This is a genomic window from Bradyrhizobium sp. Crot121, from assembly GCF_059512385.1.
Map to the genome: position 1 here is coordinate 20,924 of NZ_JCAMOR010000060.1, position 13,199 is coordinate 34,122.

At 63.3% G+C, this 13,199-nt stretch carries 10 protein-coding genes; 6 read left to right on the forward strand and 4 right to left on the reverse strand.

What is annotated here, in order from left to right; genetic code table 11:
* Positions 1-100: 100 nt before the first annotated feature.
* Entirely contained in the window at positions 101-1,792 is a 1,692-nt protein-coding gene (locus tag AC5ZGW_RS34190; protein WP_130227971.1) for an alpha-amylase family glycosyl hydrolase, read from the forward strand.
* Here the strand turns inward: AC5ZGW_RS34190 and AC5ZGW_RS34195 are convergent.
* On the reverse strand, positions 1,780-3,474 hold the full coding sequence (locus tag AC5ZGW_RS34195) for an alpha-amylase family protein (RefSeq protein WP_130227972.1): 1,695 nt from the start codon (positions 3,472-3,474) through the stop codon (positions 1,780-1,782). The genes AC5ZGW_RS34190 and AC5ZGW_RS34195 overlap by 13 nt on opposite strands.
* Positions 3,475-3,594: 120 nt before the next feature.
* On the opposite strand from AC5ZGW_RS34195, the gene AC5ZGW_RS34200 reads away from it, so the two are divergent.
* Entirely contained in the window at positions 3,595-4,080 is a 486-nt protein-coding gene (locus AC5ZGW_RS34200; RefSeq protein ID WP_028162441.1) for an MmcB family DNA repair protein, read from the forward strand.
* Between the two features lie 224 nt (positions 4,081-4,304).
* On the opposite strand, the gene AC5ZGW_RS34205 is transcribed toward AC5ZGW_RS34200, so the two are convergent.
* Together AC5ZGW_RS34205 and AC5ZGW_RS34210 are read right to left on the reverse strand one after the other, a co-directional pair.
* On the reverse strand, positions 4,305-4,859 hold the full coding sequence (locus tag AC5ZGW_RS34205; RefSeq protein WP_130227973.1) for an ActR/PrrA/RegA family redox response regulator transcription factor: 555 nt from the start codon (positions 4,857-4,859) through the stop codon (positions 4,305-4,307).
* Positions 4,860-4,963: 104 nt separating this feature from the next.
* On the reverse strand, positions 4,964-6,286 hold the full coding sequence (locus AC5ZGW_RS34210; protein ID WP_130227974.1) for an ActS/PrrB/RegB family redox-sensitive histidine kinase: 1,323 nt from the start codon (positions 6,284-6,286) through the stop codon (positions 4,964-4,966).
* 197 nt (positions 6,287-6,483) lie between these two features.
* Here AC5ZGW_RS34210 and AC5ZGW_RS34215 point away from each other — a divergent pair, with 197 nt between their 5' ends.
* The 4 genes from AC5ZGW_RS34215 (at position 6,484) to AC5ZGW_RS34230 (ending at position 10,586) form a co-directional block, all read left to right on the forward strand.
* The gene (locus AC5ZGW_RS34215; protein ID WP_130227975.1) at positions 6,484-7,278 is read left to right on the forward strand and encodes an ABC transporter ATP-binding protein; all 795 of its coding nucleotides are present in this window, start codon (positions 6,484-6,486) and stop codon (positions 7,276-7,278) included.
* Positions 7,275-8,093: an ABC transporter permease gene (locus AC5ZGW_RS34220; protein WP_130227976.1), complete on the forward strand. Its 819-nt coding sequence runs from the start codon at positions 7,275-7,277 to the stop codon at positions 8,091-8,093. The genes AC5ZGW_RS34215 and AC5ZGW_RS34220 overlap by 4 nt, the downstream gene beginning before the upstream one ends.
* Before the next feature lie 126 nt (positions 8,094-8,219).
* The gene (locus tag AC5ZGW_RS34225) at positions 8,220-9,548 is read left to right on the forward strand and encodes a polyhydroxyalkanoate depolymerase (protein WP_130227977.1); all 1,329 of its coding nucleotides are present in this window, start codon (positions 8,220-8,222) and stop codon (positions 9,546-9,548) included.
* Positions 9,549-9,746: 198 nt separating this feature from the next.
* A complete protein-coding gene (locus AC5ZGW_RS34230; RefSeq protein ID WP_130227978.1) occupies positions 9,747-10,586 on the forward strand; it encodes a M48 family metallopeptidase in 840 nt (279 codons plus the stop codon).
* 256 nt (positions 10,587-10,842) lie between these two features.
* Here the strand turns inward: AC5ZGW_RS34230 and AC5ZGW_RS34235 are convergent, their stop codons facing one another.
* A complete protein-coding gene (locus AC5ZGW_RS34235) occupies positions 10,843-13,086 on the reverse strand; it encodes a transglycosylase domain-containing protein (protein WP_130227979.1) in 2,244 nt (747 codons plus the stop codon).
* Positions 13,087-13,199: the final 113 nt, after the last annotated feature.

Consider the following 13,199-nt stretch of genomic DNA (forward strand, 5'->3'; position numbering starts at 1 on the left):
ACGAATCATTAATACGTTATGCATCGAAATTTTCACGCAAACGCGCCACGCGTTAGCGCCTTGCCACGTTCAAGCCTGAATTGAAGGGTGACGTGACGATATGAGTGATTTGGGCGATATTGAAAAAGATTGGTGGCGGCGCGGCGTCTTCTATCAGGTGTATCCGCGCTCGTTTCAGGATTCCAACAGCGACGGCGTCGGCGATCTCAAGGGAATTTTGCGGCGATTGCCGTACTTGAGAGAACTTGGCGTCGATGCGTTCTGGCTGTCGCCGATCTATCCGTCGCCAATGGTCGATTTCGGCTACGACATTTCCGACTACACCGGCATCGATCCGCAGTTCGGCGCGATGGAGGATTTCGACGCGCTGGTCGCCGCAGCCCACGACGCGGGGCTGAAGTTGATCCTCGATCTGGTGCCGAACCATACCTCGGACCAGCATCCCTGGTTCATCGAATCGCGAAGCTCGCGCGATAACCCCAAGCGCAACTGGTACATCTGGCGCGATCCGAAGCCGGGCGGCGGACCGCCGAACAATTGGCTGTCGGAATTCGGCGGCAGCGCCTGGGAATATGACAGCGAGAGCGGGCAATATTACTACCACGCCTTCCTGGCCCAGCAGCCGGACCTGAACTGGCGCAATCCGGAGGTCCGGGCGGCGATCTATGACGTGATGCGGTTCTGGCTCGGCAAGGGCGTCGACGGCTTTCGCGTCGATGTCATCTGGCATCTGATCAAGGACGCCAAGTTTCGCGACAACCCGCCCAATCCGCATTATCACGAGGGCCGGCCGCCGCATGAGAAGTTTCTGACGCAATATTCCACCGACCAGGCGGAGGTGCACGAGGTGATCGCCGAGATGCGGCGCGTCACCGAGGAATTCGAGGCCCGGGTCTTGATCGGCGAGATCTATCTGCCACTGCATCGCCTCGTCGCCTATTACGGCAACGATCTCACCGGCGCGCAGATGCCGTTCAACTTCGCGCTGCTGTCGACCTTGTGGAGCGCGCGCTCGATCGAGCGGATCATCGAGGATTATGAGAAGGCGCTGCCACAGGGCGCATGGCCGAACTGGGTGCTCGGCAATCACGACCGGCCGCGGGTCGCGAGCCGGGTCGGGCCTGAGCAGGCGCGCGTCGCCGCCATGCTGCTGCTGACGCTGCGCGGCACGCCGACGCTCTATTACGGTGACGAGATCGGCATGCGCCAGGTTCCGATCGCGCCCAATGAAGTGCGCGATCCCTTCGAAAGGAACGTGCCGGGTATCGGCGTCGGCCGCGACGGCTGCCGCACGCCGATGCAATGGGACGCCGAGCCCAATGCCGGCTTCTCGACCGCAAAGCCCTGGTTGCCGCTCGCCCATGATGCGCTGCGCGAAAACGTCGCCAGTCTCGGTGCCGACAGGACGTCGATCCTCAACCTGTACAAGGCGCTGATCGCGCTTCGTCGGCAATGGCCACAGCTCGTGACCGGCAGCTATGAACGGGTCGCCGCGCAGGGCGACATCCTGCTCTATCGCCGGCGTGGCGAGGACGGCGCGCTGATCGTGGCGCTGAACCTGGGGGCCGAGCCGGCCGCGGTCACCTCGAGCGCGATCGCTTTCGGCAGCGAAATCCTGCTGTCGACCTTCCTCGACCGCAGGGGAGAGACGATCGAAAGCGTGCTCGATCTCCGTGGCAATGAAGGCGTCATCATCGCCCCACCGGGGCACCGAGATCGCGATGCCGCCGACCTCCACCAGCCAGAGCTGGAGCAGGGCGAATCGGCCGATATCGATGATCAGGCCGGGTGACCGCCTTTGTCGGCCTGATCGATATCGCTGCGTTTCAACAGATAATCGAGCCCGCCGACCCTGTACCAGCGGTAGCCGTAGGCCTCGAGCAGTAGCCGGTGCTGACCGCGGCCATTGGCACGGCTGTGATCTTCCGTCAGAAGGTTGATCAGGAGCTTGCCGGTATCACCGGGAAGCCCGGCCCGAAAGGCCACCTCGCGCGGCCTGTCATCGAGATTATGGACGAACAGCACCGAATTGTTGCGCCAGTCGTAGCGGATCGCGAATACGGCTGGATCATGCGTGTCGATGATGCTGAAGTCGCCCCAGCCGACCTCCGGGACTTCCTTGCGCATGCGGATGATGCGCTCGGTCCAGTTCAGCATTGAATTGGGATCGCGGCGCTGCTTGGCGACATTGACGTGCTCATAACCGTAAGGGCCGGTATCGATGACGGGCGCCGCCGGCCTGTCGCCCTTCGTGAATCCGGCATGCGGCTCCGTCGACCACTGCATCGGCGTGCGTGCACAACCGCGCTCCGGCAGATCGAGATTGTCGCCCATCGCGATCTCGTCACCGTAACGGATGACCGGCGTGCCCGGCAGCGTACACATCAGGCTGTAGGCCAGTTCGAGCCGGCGCCGGTCGCCGCCCAGCATCGGCGCGAGGCGGCGGCGGATGCCGCGATCGTAGAGCTGCATCTCCTTGTCGGGGCCGAACGCCTTGAACACGATCTTGCGCTGCGCGTCGGTCAGGCGGCCGAGATCGAGTTCGTCATGGTTGCGCAGGAACAGGCCCCACTGCGCCGTCGCCGGTCGCGGCTTTGTCGCCCAGAGCGCTTTTGCGAGCGGACGCGAGTCGGCGGAGGCGAGTGCATAGAACAGATGCTGGTTGACCTGGAAATTGAACATCATGTGCATGCGGTCGCCATCGCTGCCGAAATACTCCATGTCGGTTTTCGGCAGCACATTGGCTTCGGCCAGAATGATGGCGTCGCCCTCGCGCCATTGCAGGAATTCGCGAAAGGCGCGCAGCATGTCGTATTGCTCGACCGGCTTCTTGACGTTTGGTCCCTTGGTCGCAATCACGAAGGGCACCGCATCCATGCGGAAGCCGGAGACGCCAAGCTGAATCCAGAACCCCATGATCTTGAGGATCTCCGCCTGCACATGCGGATTCGATGTGTTGAGGTCCGGCTGAAAATCGTAGAAGCGATGGAAGTACCAGGCGCCAGATTCCCTGTCCCTGCTCCAGGTCGACTTCTGCACGCCGGGAAACACCATGCCAGTGTCGGCATTGGCCGGCTTCTTGTCGGACCAGACATACCAGTCGCGATAGCGGGATTCTTTGTTCTTGCGCGCCTCGCGAAACCAGGGATGCTGGTCGGACGTGTGGTTGACGACAAGGTCGATGATGACACGGATGCCGCGCTGCTTGCAGCCGTGGGTGAATTCGACGAAGTCTCCGAGCGTGCCATAGCGAGGATCGACGCCGTAATAGTCCGATATGTCGTAGCCGCCGTCGCGGCCCGGCGAGGGCTGGAACGGCATCAGCCAGATCGCGGTGACGCCGAGCCCGTGGAGATAATCCAGCCGGCGCAACAGCCCCTTGAAATCGCCGACACCATCGCCATTGGCATCCATATAGGTGTCGACGGAAAGACAGTAGATAACGCCGTTCTTGTACCAGAGGTCGTCGATCACAGGGCTTCCCTCACAGGTCCGCCCGGGTGATTCAGCGGCCGTCTATTAAGCGGAGAGAGCAGCTTGGGTTCCCGCCATAGCCGTGTTGGGTGGTCCGGCGGAATCGGCTAGGTTATTGATATGGAATCGTCCGCCCGCAACATCGCCCTTGTTCCGCCGCCGGACCGTCGCCAGTCGGAGACGGCGCTTGCGATCGCGCGCGGCACGGCGCGACTGTTGCGCTCGCTCGGGTTCTCCTGCATCAGCGAATTGCCGCTGCCGTCGGGCCGGCGTGCCGATCTCGTGGCGCTGAACGAGCGCGGCGAGATCTGGATCGTCGAGATCAAGTCGTCGGTGGAGGACTTGCGCGCCGACCAGAAATGGCAGGACTATCGCCTCCATTGCGACCGGCTGTTCTTTGCCTTCACGCAGGATCTGCCGTGCGAGATCTTTCCCACTGATACCGGTCTGATCATCGCCGACGCCTATGGCGCGCACATGCATTGCGAGGCGCCGGAGCATCGGCTGCCGGCGCCGACCCGCAAGCTGATGACGGTGCGCTTTGCGATCGCGGCGGCGCAGCGGTTCAACCGCTTGCTCGACCCGCAGGGCCATGCGGAGTTTTAGATTAGGGTGAGACCCCCATCCTGAGGAGCGCGGAACGCGCGTCTCGAAGGATGAGGCCACAGACGGGGCCTCATGGTTCGAGACGCCGCTGCGCGGCTCCTCACCATGAGGGGAAACAGGGGAGCCGTAGGGTGGGCAAAGCGAAGTGTGCCCACCTTCTCTTGCACCGATCGTGAATGGTGGGCACGCTGCGCTTTGCCCGCCCTACAAATTAACGCTACGAATTACCGCGGCGCGCGCTTGGCCAGGATGCGCTGCAGCGTCCGGCGGTGCATGTTGAGGCGGCGCGCGGTTTCCGAGACGTTGCGGTTACACATCTCGTAGATGCGCTGGATGTGCTCCCAGCGCACGCGGTCGGCCGACATCGGGTTGGACGGCGGTTCGGATTTCTCGGTGCCGCTCGCCAGCAATGCTGCGACGACATCGTCGGCGTCCGCGGGCTTCGAGAGATAATCGATCGCGCCCATCTTCACCGCAGTCACGGCGGTGGCGATGTTGCCATAGCCGGTGAGCACGATCGCGCGCGCATCGGGGCGCTTGCGCTTCAACGCCGAGACGACGTCGAGGCCGTTGCCGTCGCCCAAACGGAGATCGACCACCGCAAACGCAGGCGCGGCCTTTCCGATCTGCGCCAGACCATCGGACACAGTATCGCAGGATGTCACGGTGAAGCCGCGGGTCTCCATGGCGCGCGACAGGCGCTCCAGAAACGGCTTGTCGTCCTCGACGATGAGCAATGAGCGGTCGGTTTGATCGTTCAGTTCGGCGATGGCGTTCACGGTTCTGCTATCCCTTCTCCAATCCCAAACATATGGCGTGTGACTGCGGCGATGCCAAGGCCGCCCGAAATCGGCGATTAATGCGTCAAATTGTCGAATTGTGTTCAGCCCATCATGTCGTCGGCGGCATCGTTCGTCTCGAACACGTCGCGGGGCCACACGATCTGAACCACGGCGCCGTGATCGGGAAACACGCGGTTGGTGAACGTGACCTTGGCGCCGGTGCGCTCCAGCAGCGTCCGCGCGATGAAAACGCCAAGACCAAGCCCTGTGCGGCCGTTTTGCGCCTCATCCGCACTGCGGCGCCGCGACAAATAGGGCTCGCCGATCCGGTTCAGCATATCAGGGGCGATGCCGGGGCCATCATCGGAAATGACGATTTCGACGGTGTCTGTGTTCCACCAGGCATTCACCTCGACGGTCTGGTTGGCGAAATCCACTGCATTTTCCAGGATGTTGCCGACGCCATAGAGGATCGCGGGATTGCGGGCGCCGACCGGTTCCGTGGTGACTGCGACAGCAAGCCGCACCTTGATTGCAACGCCGAAATCGCGGTGCGGTGCAACAGCCTCCTCGATCAGCGTCGACAGTTTCATGCGGTCGAACGGCGCACCGGTGGAGGAGAGCTGGGTGATCTTGCCCAGGATGTCGCGGCAGCGCTGCGCCTGTTCGCGCAGCGTCTTCAGGTCGGCAGCGAGCGGGCCGTCCTTCACCGTACCTTCCAGCTCGCGCGAGATCAGGAAGATGGTTGCGAGCGGCGTGCCAAGCTCGTGCGCGGCCGCGGCCGCAAGGCCGTCGAGCTGGGTCAGATGCTGCTCGCGCGCCAATACCAGCTCGGTCGCAGCCAGCGCGTCCGAGAGCTTTCGCGTGTCCTCGGTGACCTGGAACGCGTACAGGCTGGTGACGCCGATCGCGAGCAGGATCGAGAGCCAGACGCCGAACAGATAGATCGGCGGCAACACCAGCGGATCGTCGGCGTCCCAGGGCAGCGGCAAATGAAAGAACACCAGCGCCGATGCGCAGGCGACCGCGAGACAGCCGAGCGCGATCGTCAGCCGGACCGGCAGCGCGGTGGCGGAAATCAGGACCGGCGCCAGGAACAAATATGAGAACGGATTCTGCAGGCCGCCGGTCAGGAACAATAAGCCGGCAAGCTCGACAATGTTGAGCGCGAGCAGCGCCGCGGCATAGATCGGCTCCAGCCGCTGCATCGGGTTGAACGCGATCTGCAGGGCGAGATTGAGCAGCGCCGACAGCGCGATGATGGCGATGCAGGGGATGACGGGGACGTCGAATTCCAGGCCCTGCGCGACAATGAAGATCGCGGCGAGCTGGCCGAGCGCGGCCAGCCAACGCAGCCGCAGAATTGTATCCAGGCGAACATGGCGGCGTGGTTGGCGGAAATCGGAGGCGGCAACGTCGGTCATATCCTCACTCTAGCTACACGACAGCTCGATCACAAACGCGCGTGATCTGGCTGTTGTGGCCTCCGTCATGCCCGGGCTTGTCCCGGCCATCCACGTTCTTGCCGCCGAGGGAGAGTAAGACGTGGATGCCCGGGACAAGCCCGGGCATGACGAGCTCCTTGCGCTCGGGGACGTGATGCCTCAATGAAACGGGTTGAATGAACATCGAACAGACAATTTCGCGTAAGCCGCCAGCTTCCGATCCCGTAGCTTCGGCCGCGATCGATGTCGCGCATCTGGTGAAGGTCTACAAGGCCACCCGCGCGGTCGACGATGTCTCGTTCCGGATCGCGCGCGGCAGCATCACCGGGCTGCTCGGCGGCAATGGCGCCGGCAAGACCACGACGATCGCCATGATCATGGGCCTGGTGCTGCCGACCTCCGGCCGCATCCATGTGCTGGGCTTTCCGATGCCCGAGCAGAGCGCCGAGGTGCTCGGGCGGATGAATTTCGAGAGCCCCTATGTCGACATGCCGATGCGGCTCACCGTGCGCCAGAATCTCACGATCTTCGGCCGGCTCTATGCCGTGCGGAATCTCACAGAGCGGATCGATCGGCTCGCCTCCGATCTCGATCTGCGCGACTTCATCGACCGAGCCAACGGCAAGCTGTCCGCCGGCCAGAAGACGCGCGTGGCGCTCGCCAAGGCACTGATCAACGAACCTGACCTGTTGCTCCTGGACGAGCCGACCGCCTCGCTCGATCCCGATACCGCCGATTGGGTGCGGCAGCACCTGGAGAACTACCGCAAGAGCCATAACGCGACGATCCTGCTCGCCTCGCACAACATGCTGGAGGTGGAGCGGCTGTGCGACCGCGTCATCATCATGAAGCGCGGCAAGATCGAGGATGACGACAGTCCCGATCGGATCATGGCCCGCTACAACCGCGACACACTGGAAGAGGTGTTCCTAGACGTCGCCCGCGGCCGTACCCGGGAGAGCGCGACATGAGCGAGATTGCTGTCCATCGCGGGCTGTCGCTCAACCGCATCAACGCGATGGTGCTGCGCTATTGGTACCTGTTGCTGTCGTCCTGGCCGCGACTATTGGAACTGGTCTATTGGCCGGCGCTGCAGATCATCACCTGGGGTTTCCTGCAGAACTACATTTCGCAGACCTCGGGCTTCTTTGCGCAGGCCGGCGGCACCCTGATCGGCGCGGTCATCCTGTGGGACATCCTGTTCCGCGGCCAGCTCGGATTTTCGATCTCGTTCCTTGAGGAGATGTGGGCGCGCAACCTCGGCAATCTCATGATGAGTCCGCTGAAGCCGATCGAGTTCCTGATCTCGCTGATGATCATGAGCCTGATCCGCCTCGCCATCGGCGTCATTCCGATGACGCTGCTGGCGCTGTTCTTCTTCGGGTTCAACTTCTACGCCATTGGCCTGCCGCTGATCGCCTTCTTCTGCAACCTGATCTTCATGAGCTGGTCGGTCGGCATTTTCGCCTCCGGCCTCGTGCTGCGGAACGGGCTCGGCGCAGAGAGCATCGTCTGGACGCTGATGTTCGCGCTGATGCCGCTTGCCTGCATCTATTATCCCGTCAGCGTCTTGCCGCCCTGGCTGCAGGTCGTCGCCTGGATGCTGCCGCCGACCTATGTGTTCGAGGGCATGCGGGCGCTCTTGATCGACCACGTCTTCCGCACCGAGCTGATGGTCGACGCCCTCGTCATCAACGCGGTGCTGCTTGTCGCGTCATTTTCGATCTTTCTTGCCCTTTTGCGCAGCGCCAAACGCAACGGCTCGCTGCTCAGCAGTGGCGAATAACTTTCACTTTCCCGTGGATTCCCGGTTATTTACGGCTTTTCGAGGCATAAATGGACCGATCGGTGCATTGACGCTTTATTACTCATTGGCCAGTATGCTGCGTCGCAAACAAGGATTTTGAAGCAAATGCCGATTGGTGAATTTGGCGGCGCCCCGCCGCTGGCGGCCGAAGGCAGTCCGGCGCTCACGACGCCACTGTACTGGATGTACGAGATGGCGCATTCGTCGCTGAACCCGGCGCGCGCGGTGACCGACGCCACCAAGATCCTGTTTCAGAATCCGCTCAATCCGTGGACGCATACCGAAGTCGGCAAATCCGTCGCCGCGGCTTGCGAACTGTTCGAGCGAACCACCCGCCGCTACGGCAAGCCGGACTGGGGCCTCGACGAGACCGAGGTCAACGGCGTGCGTACGGCGGTTGAAGTCCGCACGGTCTGGGAAAAGCCGTTCTGCCGGCTGCTCTATTTCGATCGCAAGCTGACCCGGCCGCTCCGCAGCCCCCAGCCGCGCGTGCTGATCGTGGCGCCGATGTCCGGCCATTACGCGACGCTGCTGCGTGGCACGGTCGAAGCCTTCTTGCCGACCCACGAGGTCTACATCACCGATTGGGCCGATGCGCGCATGGTGCCGCTGTCCGAAGGTCGCTTCGATCTCGATGACTATGTCGATTACCTCATCGAGATGCTGCATGCGCTCGGCGGCAACATGCATGTCATCGCGGTCTGCCAGCCCTCGGTGCCTGTGGTGGTCGCGGTCTCGCTCATGGAAGCGCGGCGCGATCCCTTCGTGCCGCTGTCGATGACGCTGATGGGCGGCCCGATCGACACCCGCCGCAATCCGACTGCGGTCAACAACCTCGCCGCCGAACGCGGCATCGAATGGTTCCGCAACAATGTCATCACCAAGGTGCCGTTCCCGCATCCTGGCATGATGCGCGACGTCTATCCGGGATTCCTGCAGCTCAACGGCTTCATCAGCATGAATCTCGACCGCCACATGGATGCGCACAAGGCGCTGTTCGCCAATCTGGTGAAGGGCGACGGTGATCTCGTCGACAAGCATCGCGAATTCTATGACGAATATCTCGCGGTGATGGACCTGACCGCCGAGTATTATCTGCAGACGGTCGACCTCGTCTTCGTCAAGCACGCGCTGCCGAAGGGCGAGATGACCCATCGTGGCGAGCTGGTCGTTCCCTCCAAGATCAGGCGCGTTGCGTTGATGACGGTGGAAGGCGAGAAGGACGACATCTCCGGCCTTGGCCAGACCGAAGCGACGCATGCTTTGTGCACGTCGATTCCCGATCATCGCCGCGTGCATTACGTGCAGAAGGGCGTCGGACACTATGGTGTGTTCAACGGTTCGCGTTTCCGCGCTGAAATCGTGCCGCGCATCTCCGATTTCATGGTTTCGTCGGCGAATACACGGCTTTCCTTGGTCGCAGCCGCTGAATAGCGACGTGATCGAGCCCGTTTTGGGTGGGTTTGTAAGTCGCTGAATTGATTAAAAGAATCCGGATTCGGCGATCGCTCAAGGAATGAGTTTTGACTCGTTCCTTGGGGGGTGATTTCGGGCCGGGTCGGCCCAAATTTTTCGGGTTCCGACCCCACGATGTGGGGGTCAAACCACGGGCAGCCTCTGTATATTGGGCAAATGATTTGTTTTTGCGCCGAGCGATTTCCCTGGCGGCGGATATGGCAGAATCCGGGCGAACTCTTCCTCCCCGGACTCTCAGAAATGGCTACTCGCGCGCTCCTCTATCGGCGGCCCGCCGAACCCTCGACTCTTCTCATCAAGCACGGCTCCCAATATTTCGCGATCAGGCTACGGCGGCATAGGCGCGCGCGTCGCTACACGCTTCGCATTCATCCAACTGACCGCGAAGCGATCCTCACGATGCCGCCGCGCGGCACCATCGCCGATGCGCGCGACTTTGCGCAGCTTCATGGCGGCTGGATCGCCGCGCGTCTCGGTCGTCTGCCGAAGGCGGCACCGTTCCAACCCGGCACAGTGGTGCCGCTGCGCGGCGTGCCGCATCGGCTCGTGCATCGCGCCGGCGAACGCGGGACGGTGTGGACCGAGATCCGTGACAGCGGCGAAAGGATTTTGTGCGTGGCCGGCGAGCCGGAGCACATGGACCGCCGCGTGCACGACTTCCTCAAGCGCGAAGCGCGCAAGGATCTGCAGAAGGCTTCCTTGGCCTATGCGGCGGAACTCGGTGTGCGCGTGCGCCGTGTCTCGATCCGCGATCAATCGAGCCGCTGGGGTTCCTGCACTTCGCACGGATCGCTGTCGTTCTCCTGGCGCCTGATCCTCGCGCCGCCCTACGTGCTCGACTATCTCGCCGCGCATGAAGTCTCGCATTTGGTCGAGATGAATCACTCGCTGCGGTTCTGGAAGACCGTGGGCCGGATCTGCTCGTCGGTGGATCGCGCCAAGACCTGGCTCGACACCCACGGCAACGACCTGCACCGCTACGGGATCGAGGATTAAGCCGCGCTCTCGCCACCACTCCGCCGTCGTCCCGGGCTTGACCCGGGACCCATAACCCCAGGGAGCAGTTTTGCGGACGGCGACTGCCCCGAATCCTTATCGACAGATCACGCGGTATGGGTCCCGGCCTTCGCCGGGAGGACGGAATAGCTAGACTCGTAGGATGGGTAGAGCGAAGCGAAACCCATCACCTTCGCCGCCGCGGCCCAATTGATGGGTTTCGCTTCGCTCTACCCATCCTACAAGAACTACGCGATCAGCGGCCGCCGAACAGGCGATCGACCAGCCAACCATCCAATCCCGCCGCAGCTTCCGGACGCGCACCGGGATTGGGCGGCGTGGAGGCCCGCGTCGGCGCCGGCGTTGGCGGGCGATACTGACCGGCGGATGGAACGGGTGCGGGTGGCGCGAGCGACTGCGGTGATGGCGCGCTGACCTGCGACGAGGCCTGCACCAGGTTCGACAGCGCCCAGCCGACTTGCGAATTCGGCAGGCTCGCGACCGGCACGCCCTGATGCGCCGTGCGCATGAAGCGGCTCCACACCTCCACCGGCAGTCCACCGCCGGTCGCCTTCTTGGTGGGCGAATTGTCGTCGTTGCCGAGCCAGACGCCGGTGACGAGATTGGCGGTGTAGCCGATGAACCAGGCATCGCGGAAATCCTGGCTGGTGCCGGTCTTGCCGGCCGCGGTCCAGCCCGGAATTTCGGCCTTGCGCGCGGTGCCGGAAATCAGCGTCTCCATCATCATCGCGTTCATCATCGCGACATAACGCGGCTCGACCACCCGGGCGAGCGGGTCGGCCGGGCGGACGTAGAGCAGCTTGCCTTTATCGGTGCGGATCCTCGTCACCACATGCGGCGAGACGGCGGTGCCACCATTGGCAAAGGGCGCGTAGGCGCCGACCAGCTCGATCACCGAGACCTCGGAGGTGCCGAGCGCGATCGAGGGGTTGGCGTCGAGCTTGGAGGAGATGCCGAGCCGGTGTGCGGTCCGCACCACGTTCTTCGGCCCGACCTCGAGCCCGAGCCTGACCGCGACCGTGTTCAGCGACATCGCCAGCGCCTGCGTCAGCGTCACCGAGCCGAAATATTCGTGGGTGTAGTTCTCCGGCTTCCAGCCCTTGATATCGAGCGGCGCATCGGTGCGGATCGTCTCCGGCGTCAGCCCGGCCTCGACCGCGGTGAGATAGACGAACGGCTTGAAGGCCGAGCCGGGCTGGCGCTTGGCGGTCACCGCGCGGTTGTACTGGCTCTCGGCATAGTTTCGTCCGCCCACCATGGCGCGCACCGCGCCCTCGGGCGTCATCGCCACCAGCGCGCCCTGGGTGACGTTGAACTTCACGCTCTTGGCGGCGAGCTCGTCGATGATGGCGGCTTCGGCGACGTTCTGCAGCTTCGGATCGATCGTGGTCTCGACCGTGATGTTCTGGTCGATCTGGCCGACGAGGTCGTCGAGCACTTCGCCGATCCAGTCGGCGACATAGTTCACGGTGCCGGCGCCGGCCGGCTTCACGTTGTAGGAGGGATGGCCGATCGAGGCCTGCGCCTGGGTCTCGGTGATGAACTTGGCGTCCGCCATCGCCGACAGCACGACCTGCGCGCGCTGCTCGGCGCCTTCAGGATTGCGGTTCGGCGCCAGCCGCGACGGCGATTTGACGAGGCCTGCAAGCATCGCGGCTTCCGCCAATGTCACGTTCTTGGCGGACTTGCCGAAATAGCGTTGCGCCGCGGCCTCTACGCCGTAGGCGCCGGAGCCGAAATAGACGCGGTTGAGATAGAGCTCCAAGATCTCGTTCTTGGAATGCTTGCGCTCCAGCCAGATCGCGAGCTCGGCCTCCTGCAGCTTGCGCTGCATGGTGCGCTCCTGGGTGAGGAACAGATTCTTGGCGAGCTGCTGCGTCAGCGTCGAGCCGCCCTGCGACACGCCGCGACGCAGGAGATTGGTCACCGCTGCGCGCGCGATGCCGATCGGGTCGACACCGTAATGCGAGTAGAAGCGGCGGTCCTCGATGGCGATGAAGGCTTTCGGTAGGTATGGCGGCAGGTCCTTCAGCGCGACATTGGCGCCGGCCATTTCGCCGCGCTGCGCCAGCACGCTGCCGTCCATGCCGACGATCTGGATCGTCGGCGGGCGCTTCGGGATTTCGAGCGATTGGATCGGCGGCAGATACGCGCCGACCCAGACCACGACGCCGATAACCGCAATCGCCGCCCACAGGCCGAGCACCACGCCCCAATAGAACAGGCGGCCGATCGAAAAGCCGCCGCGCGATTTCCGCCGTTTCCCGCCACTCGGGGCAGGCTTGCGCTCGCGCGGCGGTTCCGCGCCGGGGTCACTGCTGCCGCTGCTGCCGTTACTGCTGCGCTTGGCGGATTTCTTCGGTCTGTCTTCGGGATTGGGGATGCGGTCGGCCGGCGAGAGCCGCAAATCGGCGAGCGCGGCCGGAAGCCCGAATAGCGGCTCCTTGCGCCCGCCGCTCTTTTTCTTTCCCCACGCCATCCACAAACGCTGCTCACACCACGTTCCGCCGCACGCTAGCGTTCCCGGTTTAAGGCCCGGTTACGCAAAGCTTAACGCGGGATTAGGAGGTGAGGCGGCGCGTGGTAAGGATT

Excerpts from the sequence above, each read along its gene's own strand:
- AC5ZGW_RS34235 (WP_130227979.1), bottom strand. The coding sequence starts at position 13,086 with ATGGCGTGGGGAAAGAAAAAGAGCGGCGGGCGCAAGGAGCCGCTATTC.
- AC5ZGW_RS34190 (WP_130227971.1), top strand. The coding sequence starts at position 101 with ATGAGTGATTTGGGCGATATTGAAAAAGATTGGTGGCGGCGCGGCGTC.
- AC5ZGW_RS34210 (WP_130227974.1), bottom strand. The coding sequence starts at position 6,286 with ATGACCGACGTTGCCGCCTCCGATTTCCGCCAACCACGCCGCCATGTT.
- AC5ZGW_RS34230 (WP_130227978.1), top strand. The coding sequence starts at position 9,747 with ATGATTTGTTTTTGCGCCGAGCGATTTCCCTGGCGGCGGATATGGCAG.
- AC5ZGW_RS34215 (WP_130227975.1), top strand. The coding sequence starts at position 6,484 with ATGAACATCGAACAGACAATTTCGCGTAAGCCGCCAGCTTCCGATCCC.
- AC5ZGW_RS34225 (WP_130227977.1), top strand. The coding sequence starts at position 8,220 with ATGCCGATTGGTGAATTTGGCGGCGCCCCGCCGCTGGCGGCCGAAGGC.
- AC5ZGW_RS34200 (WP_028162441.1), top strand. The coding sequence starts at position 3,595 with ATGGAATCGTCCGCCCGCAACATCGCCCTTGTTCCGCCGCCGGACCGT.
- AC5ZGW_RS34220 (WP_130227976.1), top strand. The coding sequence starts at position 7,275 with ATGAGCGAGATTGCTGTCCATCGCGGGCTGTCGCTCAACCGCATCAAC.